Source organism: Streptomyces griseoluteus (genome assembly GCF_004784465.1).
Classification (GTDB): Bacteria; Actinomycetota; Actinomycetes; order Streptomycetales; family Streptomycetaceae; genus Streptomyces; species Streptomyces griseoluteus.
Map to the genome: position 1 here is coordinate 341,833 of NZ_SRRU01000001.1, position 17,424 is coordinate 359,256.

A 17,424-nucleotide genomic window follows, 5' to 3' on the forward strand; every position below is an offset into this window, starting at 1 on the left:
GTCAGTCCTTCCGCGCCAGTACGAACCCCCGCGCCCGCGTCTCCTCGCCCTGCGGCTCGCGGACCACGGACGCGACCAGGGTCAGGCCCGCCTCCGTGAGGCCGGCGGCGATCGCGGCCGGGGAGCGCAGGTAGTAGTCCAGGTCGATCTCGTGGCCGAAGCGTTCCGTCAGGTGCAGGTGGTCGGCCTCGCCGGTCTGGAAGGCCAGCAGGACCGGCGCGCCGGGGCGCAGCGTGCGGTGGAACTCGGCGAAGGCGCGCGGGAGGGTGCCGTCCGGTACGTGGATCGTGGAGTAGAGGGCCAGGATGCCGCCGAGGGTGGCGTCCGGGAGGTCCAGCTCGGTCATCGAGCCCACGTGGAAGCGCAGACGCGGATGGGCCTCCCGGGCCAGAGTGACCATCGCGGGGGAGAGGTCCACCCCGAACACCGGCACGCCCAGGCTGTCCAGCAGGGCGGTGACGTACCCCGGCCCACTGCCCAGGTCTGCCACCGGCGCCGGGCCGTTCTCCTTGACGAGCTCGGCGAAAGCGCTGATCAGGGCGCGGTCCAGGGGGTGGGGGAGGCCCGAGGGGAACCGTTCGGCGTACTCCTTGGCGATGGCGTCGTAGGACGAGCGGGTGGTGTGCAGGAAGTCCGCGTTGCTGTCGGTCACGCCGCCGCACCCTACCGGCGCCGCCGCGCCGCGCGGGTCCGGTCCATGGACAAACCGAGCGCCGGGGCGGCGGGCGTGGTATCCGTGGAGGGAGAAAGAAAGGTTTTACCCAACCCAGTCCGCCGCCATGCGTCCGCCGGTCAAGTTTTCTTCCCTCCAACGGGCTTAACTTTTGTTGATCGAGGGTCAGTTGACCGTCCGGGCGTCCTACCCTTCAGAGGGTGAACCGATTGATGACCCGAGAGACCGTGGCCGACCTCCCCGGTGCTGTGCTCCCCGGCGCGCTCAGCGAGTCACTGCACGCCGAGCTCGTAGCCTTCCGCCGCGACCTGCACATGCACCCCGAGCTGGGCAACCAGGAGTTCCGCACCACCGCCGCCATCAAGGAGCGGCTGGAGCGGGCGGGCCTCAAGCCCCGCGTCCTGGTCACCGGAACCGGGCTCATCTGCGACATCGGGCACACCGAGGGCGAGCGCTCCGGCTTGCCGCTGCTGGCCCTGCGCGCGGACATCGACGCGCTGCCCATCCCGGACACCAAGGACTGCGCCTACCGGTCCACCGTGCCCGACCGCGCCCACGCCTGCGGCCACGACGTGCACACCACCGTCGTGCTCGGCGCCGGCCTGGTCCTCGCCGCGCTGCACGCGCAGGGCCTGCTGTGCCGCCCGGTGCGGCTGATCTTCCAGCCCGCCGAGGAGCAGCTCCCCGGCGGCGCCCTGACCGCCATCGCCGACGGCGCCCTCGAAGGCGTCAGCCGCATCCTCGCCCTGCACTGCGACCCCAGGGTGGAGTGCGGCCGGATCGGCCTGAGGCACGGCCCGATCACCAGCGCCTGCGACCGGCTCGACGTGGCCCTGGACGGCCCCGGCGGCCACACCGCCCGGCCGCACCTGACCACCGACCTGGTCACCGCCGCCGCCCGTGTCGCCACCGACGTGCCCGCGCTGATCGCCCGCCGTGTCGACACCCGCAGCGGACTCGCCCTGACCTGGGGCCGTATCGAGTCGGGCCACGCGGCCAACGTCATCCCGCAGCACGCCGAGCTCTCCGGCACCGTCCGCTGCCTGGACCTGGACGCCTGGCGGGACGCGCCCGACATCGTGCACGCCGCCATCGACGAGGTCGCCACCCTGCACGGCGCCAAGTCGGAGATCACCTACGTGCGCGGGGTGCCGCCGGTGGTCAACGACCGGGAGTCCGCCGAGCTGCTGCGCCGCGCCATGGTCGCCCGCTGCGGGCTGGACTCGGTGGAGAGCACCGAGCAGAGCCTCGGCGGCGAGGACTTCTCCTGGTACCTGGAGCACGTCCCCGGCGCCATGGCACGCCTCGGCGTCCGCCGCCCCGGTGAGCGGACCGTACGCGATCTGCACCAGGGTGACTTCGACGCCGACGAGAACGCGATCACCGTCGGCGTCGAACTCTTCACCGCGGCGGCCCTGATGGAGTGCCCCGAGGTCTGACCCGGCCCTGCCGGGAGGGCACAGCAAGAGGGCGGCACCCGTCGAGACCGGGTGCCGCCCACTTTTACCCCTGGGTCAGATGCGGTAGACGTAAGCCCCGACCTTGTAGACGCCGATGTTCGGGTCGTCGGCGCACTTCTTGCTGGACGTCTCCCCGTTGCCCTTGCCGGGACCGTAGAGGGTCCACTGCTTACCGTCGGGGCCCATGCAGATGACCTTCACTTGCACGCGTTCCACGAGCGGGAGCATTCCCGTGCACCGCGCGTACCCGGTCCAGGGCGCCTTGCTCGACTTCCAGACATCGCAATCGGCCTTCTGCACGCCCGTCTCCGCCGCGGTCGCCGCGGACGCGTTGGGCAGCATGCCGATGGACAGCGCGACACCGATTCCTGTCGCCAGGGAAAGCAGCTTCTTCATCGTTCCTCTTCTGTGTGGCCTGTCGGGGTGACCCCCGCTCCTGACGGTCAGTGGTCGAACGAGATGCCTACCTTGTAGACGCCGATGTTCGGGTCGTCGGCGCACTTCTTCTTCGACGTCCCGGTGTTGCCCGTCCACGGCCCGTAGGCGACCCACGTCTTGCCGTCAGGCCCCATGCAGGTCACCTTGACGCGGAACTTGTCGGTGATGCCCATTTTGCTGCAGTAGGCATAACCGGTCCAAGGAGCGCTGCTGCTTTTCCATGTGTTGCAGTCGCCGGCCGCCGACGCGTTCGGTGCGGAAATGAAGCTTCCGGCCAGCATCGCGAAAGCGAGGCCCGAAACCACACGAACTCTGTTTTTCATTTGTCCCCCGTGAGCGATCTGCTTTGGGCAAAGAATTTCTATCAGCTTCGTAAAGCGCTGGCAATAGGAATTACGTATTCCGCTTACTGGAATAGAGGCGCGAATATGGCCGCCATTTCCTTCGATGGGGAGATTCATCTAAATATGTCGGCTCTGATCGCGCTCCGGCGGGCGCCCCTGGCTCCCCCGCCGGGCGCGCCGGGGTGGTGCGGACGGCGCACCTGGCCCTGCCGTCCGCGCCCGGGCCGGCACCTGATCGTCAAGAACCGTTCGCGTCAAATCGATAACAGCTTCGGAAGGGGGCTGTATCGGGCATCTACGCGCGTTACGATGCGGCGAAACCAGCGCCGGAAGTGGCGCTTAGGTCAGGTTGAAGGAGCCTCCCTTGCGCCGGGTAGCCAAGCTTTCCGCTGCGTGTATAGCCACCGCAGCTCTCGCACTCTCCGCCACCGCGTGCGGCAGCACGTCCTCTGACAATGAGGGCTCGTCGGGTTCCGGTGACAAGGGAACCAAGATCGGCCTCGCCTTCGATGTCGGCGGCCGTGGCGACCAGTCGTTCAACGACTCCGCCGCGCGGGGTGCCGACAAGGCCAAGGATGAGTTCAACGGTTCCATCAAGGAGCTGACCGCGAAGACCTCGGACACCGAGGCCGACCGCGAGCAGCGCCTCTCGGATCTCGCTCAGGCCGGCTACAACCCCGTGATCGGCGTTGGCTTCTCCTACGCTCGCTCGATGAGCAAGGTCGCGGTCAAGTTCCCGAAGACCACCTTCGGTATCGTCGACTCCGCCGTGGATGCCAAGAACGTGGACAGCATCACCTTCACCGAGGAGCAGGGCTCGTACCTGGCCGGTGTCGCCGCCGCACTGAAGACGAAGAAGGGCAACGTCGGTTTCGTCGGCGGTGTCGACACGCCGCTGATCAAGAAGTTCGAAGCCGGCTTCGTTCAGGGTGTCCTTGACACCAACCCGAAGGTCAAGGTCGAGAAGCAGTACCTGAGTCACGGTACCGACCTGTCCGGCTTCTCCAGCCCGGACAAGGGCAAGGAGGCCGCGCAGGGCATGCTCGACCAAGGGGCCGATGTCATCTACACGGCCGCGGGCTCGTCCGGCAACGGTGCGATCGAGGCCGTCCATGGCGCAAAGGGTGCCTGGGCGATCGGCGTCGACTCGGACCAGTACAACGTGCCGGGTCTGGCGGCGTTCAAGAGCTCGATCCTGACCTCTGTGATCAAGAACGTCGACCTTGGCGTCTATGACTTGGTCAAGTCGGTGAAGGAGGGCAAGCCTCTGACGGGCGTCCACGCCTACTCGCTGAAGGAGGATGGCGTGTCGCTGTCCACCAGCGGTGGCTTCACCAAGGACATCCAGCCCAAGCTGGACGCCGCGAAGAAGAAGATCGTCGACGGCTCCATCAAGGTCAAGACCACCCCGTGATCTGACGGGTCCTCAAGGACCCAGGCTCGGCGTGGGGGTGCCGTGAGCGCGCTCCCCGCCGGGCCATAACAATGTGTCAACTCTACGCGTGTAGTACCGAGTTGCCGCGCTAGCGTCGCCGACGCCTGCCCTCCCTCCCCCGCATCCCCCTTCCCCGAGGAGAGTGCGCCATCAACGCGTCCAGCCCTCCCGCTGCCGTCGAACTGCGCGGCATCACCAAGCGTTTCCCCGGCGTCGTGGCCAACCGCGACATCGACATCACCGTCCGCGCGGGCACCGTCCACGCCCTGTGCGGTGAGAACGGCGCCGGCAAGTCCACCCTGATGAAGATCCTCTACGGCATGCAGCAGCCGGACGAGGGCACCATCACCATCCACGGTGAACAGGTCGTCTTCAGCACCCCCGGTGACGCCATCGCGCGCGGCATCGGCATGGTGCACCAGCACTTCATGCTCGCCGACAACCTCACCGTGCTGGAGAACGTCGTCCTCGGCGCGGAGAAGCTGCACGGCATCGGCGGCAAGGCCCGCAAGCGGATCAGGGAGATCTCCGACGCGTACGGCCTCGGCGTCCGCCCCGACGTGCTCGTGGAGCAGCTCGGTGTCGCCGACCGCCAGCGCGTGGAGATCCTCAAGGTCCTCTACCGCGGCGCCAAGACCCTGATCCTGGACGAGCCGACGGCCGTGCTGGTGCCCCAGGAGGTCGACGCCCTCTTCGACAACCTGCGGGAGCTGAAGGCCGAGGGCCTGACCGTCATCTTCATCTCGCACAAGCTGGGCGAGGTGCTGTCGGTCGCCGACGAGATCACCGTCATCCGGCGCGGCACCACGGTCGGCACCGCCGAGCCGAGCACCACCACGCCGAAGCAGCTCGCCGAGCTGATGGTCGGCAGCGAACTGCCCACGCCCGAGACCGAGGAGTCCACGGTCACGGACATCGCTCTCCTGGAGGTCGACGGGCTGCACCTGGCCCAGACCGACCTGGACGGCATCGAGCGCGTCATCCTCGACGAGATCTCCTTCACCATCCACAAGGGCGAGGTCCTGGGCATCGCCGGTGTGGAGGGCAACGGCCAGTCCGAGCTGGTCGAGGCGATCATGGGCATGCGCGACCCGGACGCCGGCACGGTCACGCTCGACGGCGCCGACGTCAGCCACGTCCCCACCCGCCGCCGCCGCGAGGCCGGCATCGGCTACATCCCCGAGGACCGCCACCGCCACGGCCTGCTGCTCGAGGCGCCGCTGTGGGAGAACCGCATCCTCGGCCATGTCACCGAGCGCCCCAACTCCCGCCGGGGCCTGCTGGACCCGAAGGCCGCCCGCACCGACACCGAGCGCATCGTCGCCGACTACGACGTGCGCACCCCGGGCATCGACGTCACCGCGGCCTCGCTGTCCGGCGGCAACCAGCAGAAGCTGATCGTCGGCCGCGAGATGAGCCACAGCCCCAAGCTGCTCATCGCCGCCCACCCCACCCGCGGCGTGGACGTCGGCGCACAGGCAGCGATCTGGGACTACATCCGCGCGGCCCGTCGCGACGGACTCGCGGTCCTGCTGATCTCCGCCGACCTGGACGAGCTGATCGGTCTCTCCGACACCCTGCGGGTGATGTACCGCGGCCGCCTGGTCGCCGACGCCGACCCCCGCACGATCACGCCCGAGGAGCTGGGCTCCGCCATGACGGGAGCGGCCTCCGGCCACCTGGAGCACACAGAGGACGACGCCCGATGAACAAGCTGACCTCACGGATCGACAAGGAGCGGCTGCTCCTCGGCATCGCGGCGCCGCTGCTGGCCATCGTCGCGGCCCTCCTGGTCACCGCCCTGGTGATCCTGGCCACCGGCAAGAGCCCTGGCGCCGCGTTCAGCGACATGGTGACGTACGGCTTCGCCTCCGACAGCCAGGTCTACATCCTGAACAAGGCGACGACGTACTACCTCGCGGGTGTCGCGGTGGCCATCGGCTTCCGCATGAACCTGTTCAACATCGGTGTCGACGGCCAGTACCGCCTCGCCGCGTTCGTCGCCGCCGTCCTCGGCGGCGCGCTGACCGTGCCTGGCTGGCTCGCCATCCCGCTGATCATCCTGGCCGCCATGGTGACCGGCGCCCTGTGGGCGGCCATCGCCGGCATCCTCAAGGTGACCCGCGGTGTCAGCGAGGTCATCGCCACGATCATGCTGAACTCGATCGCCACCGCGATCATCGGCTACCTCCTCCAGCCCAGCCAGCTCGGCCAGCTCGACAAGGCCGGCACCCTGGTCTCCACCAAGCCGCTGCCGGAGTCCTCCTGGTTCTTCCAGATCGACACCGGCCCGGCGGGCGTCCTGTGGGGCTTCATAGTCGTCGCGGTGATCGTCGGCATCGGCTACTGGTTCGTGCTCGGCCGCACCCGGTTCGGCTTCGACCTCCGCACCGTCGGCCAGTCCGAGACGGCAGCCGCCGCGAGCGGTGTGGGCGTGAAGAAGATGATCGCCACCAGCATGATCATCTCCGGTGCGGTCGCCGGTCTCATCGGCATGCCGACCCTGCTCAACGACAGCCACCAGTTCAGCAACGACTTCCCGGCGGGCATCGGCTTCACCGGCATCGCCATCGCGCTGCTGGGCCGCAACAACCCGGTGGGCATCGCGCTGGGCGCCCTTCTGTGGGGCTTCCTGGAGCGCACCACCAACCACCTGGAGTTCCAGGGCTACGACAAGGAGATCCTCGGCGTGATCCAGGGCGTCATCGTCCTGTGCGTCGTGATCGCCTACGAGGTCGTGCGCCGCTACGGCCTCAAGCGCCAGCAGCAGCGCGTCGGCGCCGAGCTGGCCGCCCGCGCCGCCGCCCCCACCGAGATGCAGGAGGTGGCGTGATGACCGCCACGATGACGGACGCGCCGCCGCCCGCGGCGCCCAAGGCGGACGACGCCGCCCGGCCGGCGGGCCGTTCGCTCGCGAAGATTCTTCTGATCGTCGGCGGCGCGCTGCTGCTCGTGGCCGTGGTCCGGGTCATCACCGGGGCCAACCAGCTCACCTCCGAGGGCCAGGTCAACGCCGCTCTCGGGCTCGCCGTGCCGATCGGCCTCGCCGGTCTGGCCGGTCTGTGGTCCGAGCGGGCCGGCGTGGTCAACATCGGCCTCGAGGGCATGATGATCCTCGGCACCTTCGGCGCGGGCTGGATCGGCTGGCAGTCCAGCCCCTGGCTCGGCCTGCTGTGCGGCATCGGCTTCGGCGTCCTCGGCGGTCTGGTGCACGCGGTCGCCACGGTGACCTTCGGGGTCGACCACATCGTCTCCGGTGTGGCGATCAACCTGCTCGCGCTGGGCGCCACCCAGTACCTCGCCAAGCTGTTCTTCGCCGAGGGAACGGCCGCCGAGGCGGGCGGCAACCCGAAGCAGTCCCCGCCGGTGAACTCGCTCGGTGACGTCACGGTGCCCGGCCTCTCCGACGCGCTGCACTCGGTCGAGCAACACCACTGGTTCCTCGTCTCCGACATCGCGGGCATTCTGGGCGGTATCGTCACCGACGTGTCCGTGGTGACGATCCTCGCCGTGCTGCTCTTCGTGGGCAGCTGGTGGGTGCTGTGGCGGACCTCGTTCGGCCTGCGCCTGCGCTCCTGCGGCGAGAACCCGGTCGCGGCGGAGTCGCTCGGCGTGAACGTGTACCAGTACAAGTACGCGGCCGTCGCCATCTCCGGCGGTCTCGCCGGACTCGGCGGCGCCTTCCTCGCGCTGGTCACCTCGCACACGTACCTGGAGGGCCAGACCGGTGGCCGCGGTTACATCGGCCTCGCGGCGATGATCTTCGGCAACTGGCGGCCCGGTGGCCTGGCCATGGGCGCCGCCCTGTTCGGTTACTCCGACGCCCTCCAGCTCCGCAACGGCGGTGTCACCGTGCACGCCCTGCTGCTCCTGCTGGTCGTGCTGCTCGCCGCCCTCGCGGGCTGGAAGCTGTACCGCAAGGCGCTCTGGCAGGGCGTGATCAGCGCGGTCATGGCCGTCCTGGTCCTGGCCTGGTACCTGTTCACCGACGAGGTCCCGAGCGACTTCGTCGGCGCCACCCCGTACGTCGTCACGCTGCTGGTGCTGTCGCTGTCCGCGCAGCGGCTGCGGATGCCGAAGGCGGACGGCATGCGGTACCGGAAGGGGCAGGGCAAGTGACCACCGCGTTCGACTGGGAGGCGCTGCGCGCCGAGGCCCGCGAGGCCATGGCCCACGCCTACGCCCCCTACTCGGGCTATCCGGTCGGTGTGGCCGCCCAGGTCGACGACGGCCGCACGGTCACCGGCTGCAACGTGGAGAACGCCTCCTACGGGATCGGCCTGTGCGCCGAGTGCGGGCTGGTCTCGCACCTCCAGCGCACCGGCGGCGGGCGGCTGACACACTTCACCTGTGTGGACGGCACCGGCGCCCTCCTCGTGCCGTGCGGCCGCTGCCGCCAGCTCCTGTACGAGTTCGGCGGGCCCTCGCTGCTGCTGGACACCCCCGAGGGCGTCCTCCCGCTCTCCGAGATGCTTCCGCAGGCCTTCGGCCCGGACCATCTCACCAAGTAAGTCCGTGCGGCCCCCCTGCCCGATCCGCGAGCAGGGGGGCCGCACATCTGCACCTCCCGGAAGGAACTCCCTGGCCATGGACGCCATCTCCGTCATCCGCAGCAAGCGGGACCGCGCCGCACTGACCGACGAGCAGATCGACTGGGTCATCGACGCGTACACCCGCGGCGAGGTCGCCGACTACCAGATGGCCGCCCTCAACATGGCGATCCTGCTCAACGGGATGGACCGCCGGGAGATCGCCCGCTGGACCGCGGCGATGATCGCCTCCGGCGAGCGCATGGACTTCTCCTCGCTGTCCCGGCCGACCGCCGACAAGCACTCCACGGGCGGCGTCGGCGACAAGATCACGCTTCCGCTGGCCCCGCTGGTCGCCGCCTGCGGCGCGGCCGTGCCGCAGCTCTCCGGGCGCGGCCTCGGCCACACCGGCGGCACCCTGGACAAGCTGGAGTCCATCCCCGGCTGGCGCGCGCTGCTCTCCAACGAGGAGATGCTGTCGGTGCTGGACAGCGTCGGCGCGGTGATCTGCGCGGCGGGCGACGGCCTGGCTCCGGCGGACAAGAAGCTGTACGCCCTGCGCGACGTGACCGGCACGGTGGAGGCGATCCCGCTGATCGCGTCCTCGATCATGTCGAAGAAGATCGCGGAGGGCACCGGCTCCCTGGTCCTGGACGTGAAGGTGGGCTCCGGCGCCTTCATGAAGACCCTGGACGACGCCCGTGAGCTGGCCTCCACCATGGTGGGCCTCGGCACCGACCACGGCGTGAAGACGGTCGCCCTCCTCACCGACATGTCCACCCCGCTCGGCCTCACCGCGGGCAACGCGCTCGAGGTCCGCGAGTCCGTCGAGGTCCTGGCGGGCGGCGGCCCGGCGGACGTCGTCGAGCTGACCCTCGCCCTCGCCCGCGAGATGCTCGACGCGGCCGGCCTCAAGGACGCCGACCCCGCCAAGGCCCTGGCCGACGGCTCCGCGATGGACGTCTGGCGCCGCATGATCGCGGCCCAGGGCGGCGACCCGGACGCGAGCCTCCCCGTGGCCCGCGAGCAGCACGTGGTCGTGGCCCCCACCTCCGGCGTCCTCACCCGCCTCGACGCCTACGACATCGGCATCGCCGCCTGGCGCCTCGGCGCGGGCCGCGCCCGCAAGGAGGACCCGGTGCAGGCCGGGGCGGGCGTGGAGCTCCACGCGAAGCCGGGCGACACGGTGGTCGCCGGCCAGCCCCTGCTGACCCTCCACACGGACACCCCGGACCGCTTCGGCTACGCCCTGGAGGCGACGGAGGGGTCGTACGACATCGCGCCCACGGGCACCGAGTTCACGGCTTCGCCGGTCGTGCTGGAACGTATCGCCTGATCAGGGGACTTCTTCGTTCGGGTGAACGGGATCGGTGGACCTCCGCCGGTCCCGTTCGTCATGCATGCTGGGATCGGTGACGCACTGATTGGAGACCGCCATGAGCGCACTCACCGTGCGCCAGGACCCCGACCGCACCTGGGACGACCTCGTCCGGTTCTGGGGCGAGTCGGACTGGCCCGAGGGCAGCAGCGTGGAGATCATCGAGGGGATCGTCACCGTGTCGCCCATTCCCGCGTACCGCCACAACGTGATGGCGGCGCGCATCCAGCGTCGCCTCTACTCCGTGATCCCCGAGGACTGGGAGATCTTCCAGACACTGTCCATCGCCGTGCCCTCCCGCCTGGGCATGTTCATCCCTGATCTGGTCGTCGCGCCGCTGCAGCCGTCCGAGACGGAGTCGCACATCCCGGCAGCCCTCGCCGAACTCGTCGTCGAGGTGACCTCGCCGTCCAACGCTCGGCACGACCGGATCAGCAAGGCGGCCGCGTACGCCACGGCGGGCATCCCGCTGTATCTGCTCGTGGACCCCTGGGCCCCGGGTGGCCCCACTGTCACCCTCTACGGTGAGCCGAAGGACGAGGTCTACCGGGTGCTCAGCGCGGTGAAGTCCGGTGACACCGTCCACCTGCCCAAGCCGTTCGACGTGGCGATCGACACCAGCGAGTTCCCCGTGGACTGATCACCGGGCGATGAGTTGTGGGGGTGCCCCCGGTCTACCCGACGTGGACCCCAGGACCGACCCCGTGCTCGTGCTGCGTGGCCCCGTCACCCGGGATGAGGTGGCGGGGCTGGCTGATGTGGTGCGGGGGCTGGCCCCCCGCAGCGGGGTTGTCGTCTGTGACGTGTCGGGGCTGGGGCCGCCGGGGCTGGCGCAGGTCGAGCTTCTCGCGCGGCTGGAGCTGGCCGCCCGCCGGGGAGGCGGGCGGACAGCGCTGCGCGGACCGGAGCCCGCGCTACGCGCCCTGCTCGGCCTCGTCGGGCTCGGGATCCAGGTGGAGGGGGAGGTCGAAGAGGGGGAACCAGCGGGGGGTGTCGAGGAAGCAGTGGAAACCGGTGATGCGGCCTCCTGAGATCTCCAGGACCTGGACGGCCCAGGGGGTGAAACCGCCCTTTTCCGGGTCGGGCTTGTAGTGGGCGAAGCCAGGGAGGCCGTTGACCTGGACCGGGAGGAGGCGGGACCCCGCGCAGGAGGCGCCCATGGTGGACATGAAGCCGGTGATGTCGGTCGGGCCGAGCAGCCAGAGGTCGAACGGCGGCATGGTCATCACCGCGTCCTCGTGGAGCAGGGCGGTCAGTGCCGTCATGTCGTACCCCTCGAACGCCTTCACATAGCGCTCCAGGAGCTGCTTCTGCTCCTCGTCCAGCGGGTCGGAGACCGCGGCCTCGGCGCCGGTGTCCGCGCGCTCGGCCAGGGTGGCGCGGGCCCGCTGGAGGGCGCTGTTGACCGAGGCGACCGTGGTGCCGAGCAGCTCGGCCACCTCACTGGCCCGCCAGGCCAGCACCTCGCGCAGGATCAGCACCGCCCGCTGCTTGGGCGGCAGCTGCTGGAGCGCCGCCATGAACGCCAGCCGGATCGACTCGCGGGCCACCGCCGCCTCCGCCGGGTCGGTCACCGCGGGCAGCACCCGGGCGTCCGGCACGGGCTCCAGCCAGGTGTGGTCCGGGCGCGGGGAGAGCGCTGCCTGCGCGAGCGGGGTCGGTTCGGTGAGGTCCATCGGGCGGGCCCGTTTCTTGCCCGCGGCCAGCATGTCCAGGCAGACGTTGGTGGCGATGCGGTACAGCCAGGACCGCAGACTGGACCGGCCCTCGAACTTGTCGTAGCTCCGCCAGGCCCGTACCAGCGTGTCCTGTACCGCGTCCTCGGCCTCGAAGGACGAGCCGAGCATGCGATAGCAGTACCCGGTCAGCTCGGTCCGGTGCTTCTCCAGCGCGACATCGAGGTCCGCCGTCGCCGTGCCGTCACTCATCGTCCACCCACCCCTGTGGCCGTCCCGTACGCGCGCCGTCGCGCCCCAGTACTCCGGAAGCTACCGCAGCCCACTGACAATGGCCCCCGGACTCGGAGAACCCGCAGCTCGGGCAGGCGCGCGCACCGGGTCAGTGCGCCGGTACGGCCTCCTGGCGCGCGGCGGTACGGGCCGCCGCGAGGGTGCCCAGCGCGGTGATCGCGACGACCCCCATGACGGCGAGCAGGCCCACGCCGACCGTGCCCGCCCAGCCGCCGGAGTGGAAGGCGAGCGCGCCGACGGTGCTGCCCGCGCTGGAGCCGATGTAGTACGACGACTGGTACAGGGCGGTCGCCTGGGCGCGGCCGTGCGTGGCCGTCTTGCCGACCGCCGAGGAGGCGACCGCGTGGCCCGCGAAGAAGCCGGCCGTGATCAGCACCAGGCCCAGCAGGACCAGCGGCAGGGACGGCACCAGCGACAGCAGCAGGCCCGCCGCCGTCGTAGCGCCCGCCGTGTACAGCGCGCCCCGGCGGCCGAGGCGGCCCACCAGCCGGCCCGCCGACGACGCGGAGACCGTGCCGACCAGGTAGACCAGGAAGATCGAGCCGATGATGCCCTGCGGCAGGGAGAACGGCGCCTCGGTCAGCCGGTAGCCGATCACCGTGTACACGCCGCCGAACACCGTCATGAACAGCGCGCCGATCGCGTACAGGCGGCGCAGCAGCGGGGAGGAGAGGTGGTCGCGGACCGCCCGGGCCAGCACGCGGGGGCGCAGCGAACCGGCCTCGAAGTGCCGGGGCGCGGGCAGCAGCAGCCGGAACGCCACGGCGCAGCCCACCGCGACCAGGCCGATCACCCCGACGGCGATCCGCCACCCCCACTCCTGCGCGACCCAGCCGGTGATGACCCGGCCGCTCATGCCGCCCACGCTGTTGCCCGCCACGAACAGGCCGATCGCCGTGACCAGCGCCTTCGGCCGGACCTCCTCGGCCAGGTACGCCGTCGCGGAGGCGGGCAGCCCGGCCAGCGCGGCGCCCTGCACGGCCCGCAGCGCGACCAGCGCGCCGATGGACGGCGCGAACGGCACCAGCAGGCCGACGCCGACAGCGACCATCAGGGACGCCGTCATCACGGTCCGGCGGCCGAACCGTTCCGACAGCGCGCTCATCGGCAGCACGAACAACGCCAGCCCGCCGGTGGCCGCCGCCACGGTCCAGCTCGCCTCGCCGGCCGCCACCCCGTAGTCGTCGGAGATCAGCGGCAGCAGGGCCTGCGTGGAGTACAGCAGCGCGAAGGTCGCCACGCCCGCGAGGAAGAGGGCGAAGCTCATCCGGCGGTAGCCGGGGCCGCCGGGCGTCAGCCGCGAGTCGGCCGGGGCCGGAGCGGAGGTCTCGGGGGAGGGGACGGGCGTGCGGGCGTCCACGCTGATGGACGCCCCGGTACTGGCGGGAGACATGCCTCGAAACTACGGACGCGGCCACTCATCCGTCCAATGCATGGAATCGCCATAATCGTTCCCATGGAGCATCAGCGAAGGTCACAGCCGCGCCTATCACCGTCCGGTGACACAGAAGACATGGCGCTGCTGCTCGCGCCCCGCCTCGCCTACTTCGCCGGGGTGGCCCGCACCGAGCACGTCACCCGCGCCGCGCACGAGATGAACGTCCCGCAGTCCACCCTCTCCCGCGCGATGGTCCGGCTGGAGCAGGACCTCGGGGTGGACCTGTTCGCCCGGCACGGCCGCACCGTCTCCCTCACCCCGGCCGGGCGGACCTTCCTCGGGTCGGTGGAACGGGCCCTTGCCGAGGTCGAGCGGGCCGCCGAGGAGGTCCGCGCGGACGCCGACCCGGCCACCGGCAAGGTCGCCTTCGGCTTCCTGCACACCATGGGCCCCGAGACCGTACCCGGTCTGCTGCACGCCTTCCGCGCCGACCATCCCCGGGTGCGCTTCAGCCTGGTGCAGAACTACGGCGAGGCCATGCTGGAGGGGCTCCGGGCGGGCGAGCTGGACCTCTGCCTCACCTCGCCGGTGCCGGACGCGCCCGACCTGGTCGCCCGGCGGCTGGACGAACAGAAGCTGCGCCTGGTCGTCCCGGCCGACCACCGGCTGGCCGGCCGCCGCCGCATCCGGCTCGCGGAGGCGGCCGACGAGACCTTCGTGACCCTGGAGCCCGGCTACGGCCTGCGCCGCATCACCGACGACCTGTGCCGCGAGGCCGGTTTCCGGCCCAGGGTCGCCTTCGAGGGGGAGGAGGCGGAGACGCTGCGCGGGCTGGTGGCCGCGGGCCTCGGGGTCGCCCTGCTGCCGCCGCCCACCGTGCCCCGGCCGGGCGTGGTGGAACTGACGGTGACCGCGCCGAGGGCGGTCCGCGAGATCGGCGTCGCCTGGCTGGCCGACCACACGGACACCCCGCCGGTGGCCGCCTTCAAGAAGTTCCTGCTCTCCAGGCGGGGCAGCCTGCTCCCCTCCTGAACCCGGTTACCTGCGCAGCGACTTCCCGAACCCCGACGCCAGCGGCATCCGCAGCCCTATCGGCGGCGGCGCCGCGAGCGCGTCCTCCACCGGGCGGGACAGCGGGCTGCCGAACAGAGCGCCCAGTGCGAAGTCCACGGTCAGGGCGAGCACTTCGTCCCGGTGCTGGTGCAGCCCGTGCCCGTCGGAGTGCACCTCGAACCGGCACACCTCCCGGTTCACCTTCTTCGCGCGGGCCGCCAGCCGGAACGACAGCTCCGGATCGCACCGTTCGTCGTTCGTGCCGTGCGCGATCAGCACCCGGCGCCCCACCAGCTGCTTGACCGGCTCGTCGGCGTCCGCGCCCTCCCCCGGAAGCCAAGGGGCGATCGTCACCACGGAGTTGACCGCCTCGTGGCCCCCGGCGCCTAGCGCGGCCCGGCCGCCCATGTCCAGCCCGACCAGGCACACCGGCACGTCCCCGTACCGCCGCACCACCTCGTCCGCGGCCCAGTTGGCGTCCGCCGCGAGGTGGGCCTCGGCGCCGTTCCAGCCGCGGTAGCGGTAGTGGACCGGGTGGACGGCGAGCCCTTCCTCCCGGCCGGCGCGGGCCAGGCTGCGGGCCAGGGCGCGGGCGAAGGTGCCGGGCAGGAACGGGGCCGGCCGGCGGGTGGAGACCTCGTCCCCGCCGGGGAGCACCAGTACCGCTCCGCTGACCGCGCCCGGCGCGCGGCCGACCGCCTTTCCGAGCCTGGCCGTCCGGACCGGCGTCGTCGCTTGCTGTCCCATGGCAGAACACTGTCAGAAGGCGCGGTGTACGAAACCCTTCCCGGCGGTCACCATTGCGTATCGACGCGCACGGGGTACGGATCGCGCCACCGCGTGAACGGCCGGAATGCGCGCATCCTGTCGAGGAGTCCGTCCGCACGCTCGATTTCCGGTGCCGGTTGTGAAGTCAATGCGATGAAATCAAGGTTCATTCCTTTCGATGAACGGTCCACTGCAGTCCAGGACTTCACCCACCCTCGGCGTGAAGGGCAGCTGCCCGAACGAGCGTTCCTGCCCGCCGCTGTCACCAGCGCGGATAGGGAAGAGGATGTCTGTATTACTGATCGCACGCCCGGAGAATACGTACAGACATTCCCCGGCCGTCCGCATTTCGGTGATTGCGGTGGGCGACCGGTGATGTTTACGGTCATGAACCGCTCGGATCATCAGTGATCCATGTCTCCGCATTCAAGGACGCATTTACCATGAAGCAGTCTGCTGCCAAGACCCTTGGTGTCGCCGCCCTCGGTGCCGCTTTCGCCGCCGCAGGCGCGGGCGCTGCCGACGCGGCTCCGCTCGCCCCGGACGCCCTCCCCGTCGTGGGTTCCGCCGCCCACACGCTGCCGGCCGCGAACGTCACCCAGGTGCTGCCCGGCGCCGCCGAGGCCGTCTCCCAGGGGCAGGGTGTGATCGGCGGCGGGCTGAACACCGCGCGCCCCGCAGTGCAGAAGGTGCTCGCCCAGGGGCCGACCGCGCCCGTCGCCGGACTGCTCGGCGGGCTGCCGGTGCAGGGCCTGCCCACCCACGGCCTGGGCCTCAACGGCATCCCGCTCGGCTGACACCCGCCCCGCGCGCCGCTCCCCACGCGGCCCACACACGACGCCGCCGAGGCCGTCCGGTGCTCTCCGGGACGACCTCGGCGGCGTTTCGCGTGAGCGGCAACCGGCCGGGGGCTCGCTCACCAGGCGGTGGTGCGGGCCTTGTCCTCGGAGGGCAGCAGTATCCACAGGGCTATGTACAGCAGGAACTGCGGGCCGGGCAGCAGGCAGGACACCAGGAAGATCACCCGCATCGTCCCCGCCGACATACCGAAACGCCGGGCCAGCGCGGCGCAGACGCCGCCGATCATGCGGCCGTTGGTGGGGCGGGCAAGGGCGGTCATGGCGGGCTCCTCCGTCGTCGTCGGCCCGCGACCGGGCCGGCTGCCGGGGCGGGCCGAGTGCGCGCCCCCGTCTGTCGTCGTATGCCCAACGGTACGGAGACGAAGCGGGAGAAGCATCACTCTAAGGGGCGATACCGACCCTGGGAATCGTCGGGGTGCGCCCCTGAGAAAGCTCCCCGCGCACGCTCACCGCACCACCTGCCGGACCCGCGACGCCAGCCCCGGCAACCCGGTCGGCCCCGTGTACCTCCCCGCCCGGATACCCCTCGCAACCCCCGGACGCGCCCTGGGAGATGCCCTCGGGGACACCCCCCAGTCCGCCGCGCCCGCCCCGGTGCCCGTACCCCTCCTCCGGCACACCGCCCCCGCCCAGCCGCCTCCGCAGCCAGGCCCGCCCCGCCGGGACCACCGTCAGATGGGCCAGCAGCACACCCGCCGTGTTCAGCAGCAGCACGTCCACATCCACCACCCGCCCCGGCACCCCCGTCTGCAACAGGGCGATCCCCAGCGAGATCAGGGCACCGGCGGCGGCCGTACGGAACAGGGACGCCAGGCCGGACACCCTGAGCCTGCCGGCAGTCATGGGCAGCAGGACGCCCAGCGGAGCCAGCAGCGCCAGGCCCTCGCCGATGCGGCGCCCCGCCTCGGGCCAGCCCAGCGCCAGGTCGGCACGCAGCCCGGTCAGGGGGTGGAGGTTCGCGGGGCGTACCCACGGCACGTCCAGGGGCCGCAGCGTCAGCCAGGCGACGAGCGCGAGATGCGCGACGAGGAGGATTGCCCCGGTCACTCGGATGCGGTTCGCGGCGCTGCCGCCGATGGAGCCTTGACGCTGCACGTCCCCCAAGACGCCACGCCGCGCTGGAACGGTTCCGCTTCGG

19 protein-coding genes and 1 pseudogene are annotated in these 17,424 nt (G+C 70.9%); 12 read left to right on the forward strand and 8 right to left on the reverse strand.

Going from position 1 to position 17,424, the window contains the following annotated elements:
• Position 1: 1 nt before the first annotated feature.
• Complete coding sequence (locus tag E5082_RS01745) at positions 2–652, reverse strand: class I SAM-dependent DNA methyltransferase (protein WP_135789520.1); 651 nt, start codon at positions 650–652, stop codon at positions 2–4.
• A 233-nt stretch (positions 653–885) separates the two neighbouring features.
• Here E5082_RS01745 and E5082_RS01750 point away from each other — a divergent pair, with 233 nt between their 5' ends.
• Positions 886–2,112, forward strand: coding sequence for a M20 family metallopeptidase (locus E5082_RS01750; protein WP_135789521.1), 1,227 nt, complete (start codon positions 886–888; stop codon positions 2,110–2,112).
• 75 nt (positions 2,113–2,187) lie between these two features.
• On the opposite strand, the gene E5082_RS01755 is transcribed toward E5082_RS01750, so the two are convergent.
• Positions 2,188–2,529 (reverse strand): hypothetical protein, encoded by a 342-nt coding sequence (locus tag E5082_RS01755; protein ID WP_135789522.1) that lies wholly within the window; start codon positions 2,527–2,529, stop codon positions 2,188–2,190.
• A 47-nt stretch (positions 2,530–2,576) separates the two neighbouring features.
• The gene (locus E5082_RS01760) at positions 2,577–3,032 is read right to left on the reverse strand and encodes a hypothetical protein (RefSeq protein WP_135789523.1); all 456 of its coding nucleotides are present in this window, start codon (positions 3,030–3,032) and stop codon (positions 2,577–2,579) included.
• A 247-nt stretch (positions 3,033–3,279) separates the two neighbouring features.
• On the opposite strand from E5082_RS01760, the gene E5082_RS01765 reads away from it, so the two are divergent.
• The 8 genes from E5082_RS01765 to E5082_RS01800 all read left to right on the forward strand — a co-directional run bounded on the left by E5082_RS01765 (position 3,280) and on the right by E5082_RS01800 (position 11,288).
• The gene (locus tag E5082_RS01765; protein WP_135789524.1) at positions 3,280–4,329 is read left to right on the forward strand and encodes a BMP family lipoprotein; all 1,050 of its coding nucleotides are present in this window, start codon (positions 3,280–3,282) and stop codon (positions 4,327–4,329) included.
• 203 nt (positions 4,330–4,532) lie between these two features.
• The gene (locus E5082_RS01770) at positions 4,533–6,059 is read left to right on the forward strand and encodes an ABC transporter ATP-binding protein (protein WP_229918907.1); all 1,527 of its coding nucleotides are present in this window, start codon (positions 4,533–4,535) and stop codon (positions 6,057–6,059) included.
• On the forward strand, positions 6,056–7,183 hold the full coding sequence (locus E5082_RS01775; protein WP_135789526.1) for an ABC transporter permease: 1,128 nt from the start codon (positions 6,056–6,058) through the stop codon (positions 7,181–7,183). The genes E5082_RS01770 and E5082_RS01775 overlap by 4 nt, the downstream gene beginning before the upstream one ends.
• Positions 7,183–8,469, forward strand: a complete 1,287-nt coding sequence (locus E5082_RS01780; protein ID WP_135789527.1) for an ABC transporter permease — start codon at positions 7,183–7,185, stop codon at positions 8,467–8,469. Before E5082_RS01775 ends, E5082_RS01780 begins: the two co-directional genes overlap by 1 nt.
• Positions 8,466–8,861, forward strand: a complete 396-nt coding sequence (locus E5082_RS01785; RefSeq protein ID WP_086695517.1) for a cytidine deaminase — start codon at positions 8,466–8,468, stop codon at positions 8,859–8,861. Before E5082_RS01780 ends, E5082_RS01785 begins: the two co-directional genes overlap by 4 nt.
• Positions 8,862–8,931: 70 nt before the next feature.
• Entirely contained in the window at positions 8,932–10,215 is a 1,284-nt protein-coding gene (locus E5082_RS01790; RefSeq protein ID WP_135790097.1) for a thymidine phosphorylase, read from the forward strand.
• A gap of 100 nt (positions 10,216–10,315) precedes the next feature.
• Positions 10,316–10,897 (forward strand): Uma2 family endonuclease, encoded by a 582-nt coding sequence (locus tag E5082_RS01795; protein WP_135789528.1) that lies wholly within the window; start codon positions 10,316–10,318, stop codon positions 10,895–10,897.
• Positions 10,898–10,907: 10 nt separating this feature from the next.
• Positions 10,908–11,288, forward strand: coding sequence for an STAS domain-containing protein (locus tag E5082_RS01800; RefSeq protein ID WP_135789529.1), 381 nt, complete (start codon positions 10,908–10,910; stop codon positions 11,286–11,288).
• Here the strand turns inward: E5082_RS01800 and E5082_RS01805 are convergent.
• Positions 11,172–12,185, reverse strand: a complete 1,014-nt coding sequence (locus E5082_RS01805; RefSeq protein WP_135789530.1) for a sigma-70 family RNA polymerase sigma factor — start codon at positions 12,183–12,185, stop codon at positions 11,172–11,174. The two genes, E5082_RS01800 and E5082_RS01805, sit on opposite strands and share 117 nt — an antisense overlap.
• A 130-nt stretch (positions 12,186–12,315) precedes the next feature.
• Positions 12,316–13,620 carry an MFS transporter gene (locus E5082_RS01810; RefSeq protein WP_135789531.1) on the reverse strand — a complete coding sequence of 435 codons (1,305 nt, stop codon included), beginning with the start codon at positions 13,618–13,620 and terminating at the stop codon, positions 12,316–12,318.
• A 63-nt stretch (positions 13,621–13,683) separates the two neighbouring features.
• Here E5082_RS01810 and E5082_RS01815 point away from each other — a divergent pair, with 63 nt between their 5' ends.
• Positions 13,684–14,637 carry a LysR family transcriptional regulator gene (locus E5082_RS01815; RefSeq protein WP_135789532.1) on the forward strand — a complete coding sequence of 318 codons (954 nt, stop codon included), beginning with the start codon at positions 13,684–13,686 and terminating at the stop codon, positions 14,635–14,637.
• A 6-nt stretch (positions 14,638–14,643) separates the two neighbouring features.
• On the opposite strand, the gene E5082_RS01820 is transcribed toward E5082_RS01815, so the two are convergent.
• Positions 14,644–15,405 (reverse strand): alpha/beta hydrolase, encoded by a 762-nt coding sequence (locus tag E5082_RS01820; RefSeq protein WP_135789533.1) that lies wholly within the window; start codon positions 15,403–15,405, stop codon positions 14,644–14,646.
• Between the two features lie 24 nt (positions 15,406–15,429).
• Between E5082_RS01820 and E5082_RS01825 the strand changes: the two genes are divergently transcribed.
• Both E5082_RS01825 and E5082_RS01830 read left to right on the forward strand, forming a co-directional pair.
• Positions 15,430–15,837, forward strand: a complete 408-nt coding sequence (locus E5082_RS01825; RefSeq protein ID WP_135789534.1) for a hypothetical protein — start codon at positions 15,430–15,432, stop codon at positions 15,835–15,837.
• Between the two features lie 32 nt (positions 15,838–15,869).
• Positions 15,870–16,223 carry an ATP-binding protein gene (locus E5082_RS01830; RefSeq protein ID WP_135789535.1) on the forward strand — a complete coding sequence of 118 codons (354 nt, stop codon included), beginning with the start codon at positions 15,870–15,872 and terminating at the stop codon, positions 16,221–16,223.
• A 119-nt stretch (positions 16,224–16,342) separates the two neighbouring features.
• Here the strand turns inward: E5082_RS01830 and E5082_RS01835 are convergent, their stop codons facing one another.
• Both E5082_RS01835 and E5082_RS32765 read right to left on the reverse strand, forming a co-directional pair.
• Positions 16,343–16,546, reverse strand: a complete 204-nt coding sequence (locus E5082_RS01835) for a PspC domain-containing protein (protein WP_030806720.1) — start codon at positions 16,544–16,546, stop codon at positions 16,343–16,345.
• 298 nt (positions 16,547–16,844) lie between these two features.
• A pseudogene (locus E5082_RS32765) lies at positions 16,845–17,381 on the reverse strand (VanZ family protein); the annotation flags it as partial.
• Between the last annotated feature and the right edge of the window lie 43 nt (positions 17,382–17,424).

Excerpts from the sequence above, each read along its gene's own strand:
- E5082_RS01820 (WP_135789533.1), bottom strand. The coding sequence starts at position 15,405 with ATGGGACAGCAAGCGACGACGCCGGTCCGGACGGCCAGGCTCGGAAAG.
- E5082_RS01750 (WP_135789521.1), top strand. The coding sequence starts at position 886 with ATGACCCGAGAGACCGTGGCCGACCTCCCCGGTGCTGTGCTCCCCGGC.
- E5082_RS01800 (WP_135789529.1), top strand. The coding sequence starts at position 10,908 with ATGAGTTGTGGGGGTGCCCCCGGTCTACCCGACGTGGACCCCAGGACC.
- E5082_RS01805 (WP_135789530.1), bottom strand. The coding sequence starts at position 12,185 with ATGAGTGACGGCACGGCGACGGCGGACCTCGATGTCGCGCTGGAGAAG.
- E5082_RS01815 (WP_135789532.1), top strand. The coding sequence starts at position 13,684 with ATGGAGCATCAGCGAAGGTCACAGCCGCGCCTATCACCGTCCGGTGAC.
- E5082_RS01835 (WP_030806720.1), bottom strand. The coding sequence starts at position 16,546 with ATGACCGCCCTTGCCCGCCCCACCAACGGCCGCATGATCGGCGGCGTC.
- E5082_RS01795 (WP_135789528.1), top strand. The coding sequence starts at position 10,316 with ATGAGCGCACTCACCGTGCGCCAGGACCCCGACCGCACCTGGGACGAC.
- E5082_RS01755 (WP_135789522.1), bottom strand. The coding sequence starts at position 2,529 with ATGAAGAAGCTGCTTTCCCTGGCGACAGGAATCGGTGTCGCGCTGTCC.
- E5082_RS01830 (WP_135789535.1), top strand. The coding sequence starts at position 15,870 with ATGAAGCAGTCTGCTGCCAAGACCCTTGGTGTCGCCGCCCTCGGTGCC.
- E5082_RS01775 (WP_135789526.1), top strand. The coding sequence starts at position 6,056 with ATGAACAAGCTGACCTCACGGATCGACAAGGAGCGGCTGCTCCTCGGC.
- E5082_RS01760 (WP_135789523.1), bottom strand. The coding sequence starts at position 3,032 with ATGAATCTCCCCATCGAAGGAAATGGCGGCCATATTCGCGCCTCTATT.
- E5082_RS01810 (WP_135789531.1), bottom strand. The coding sequence starts at position 13,620 with ATGTCTCCCGCCAGTACCGGGGCGTCCATCAGCGTGGACGCCCGCACG.
- E5082_RS01780 (WP_135789527.1), top strand. The coding sequence starts at position 7,183 with ATGACCGCCACGATGACGGACGCGCCGCCGCCCGCGGCGCCCAAGGCG.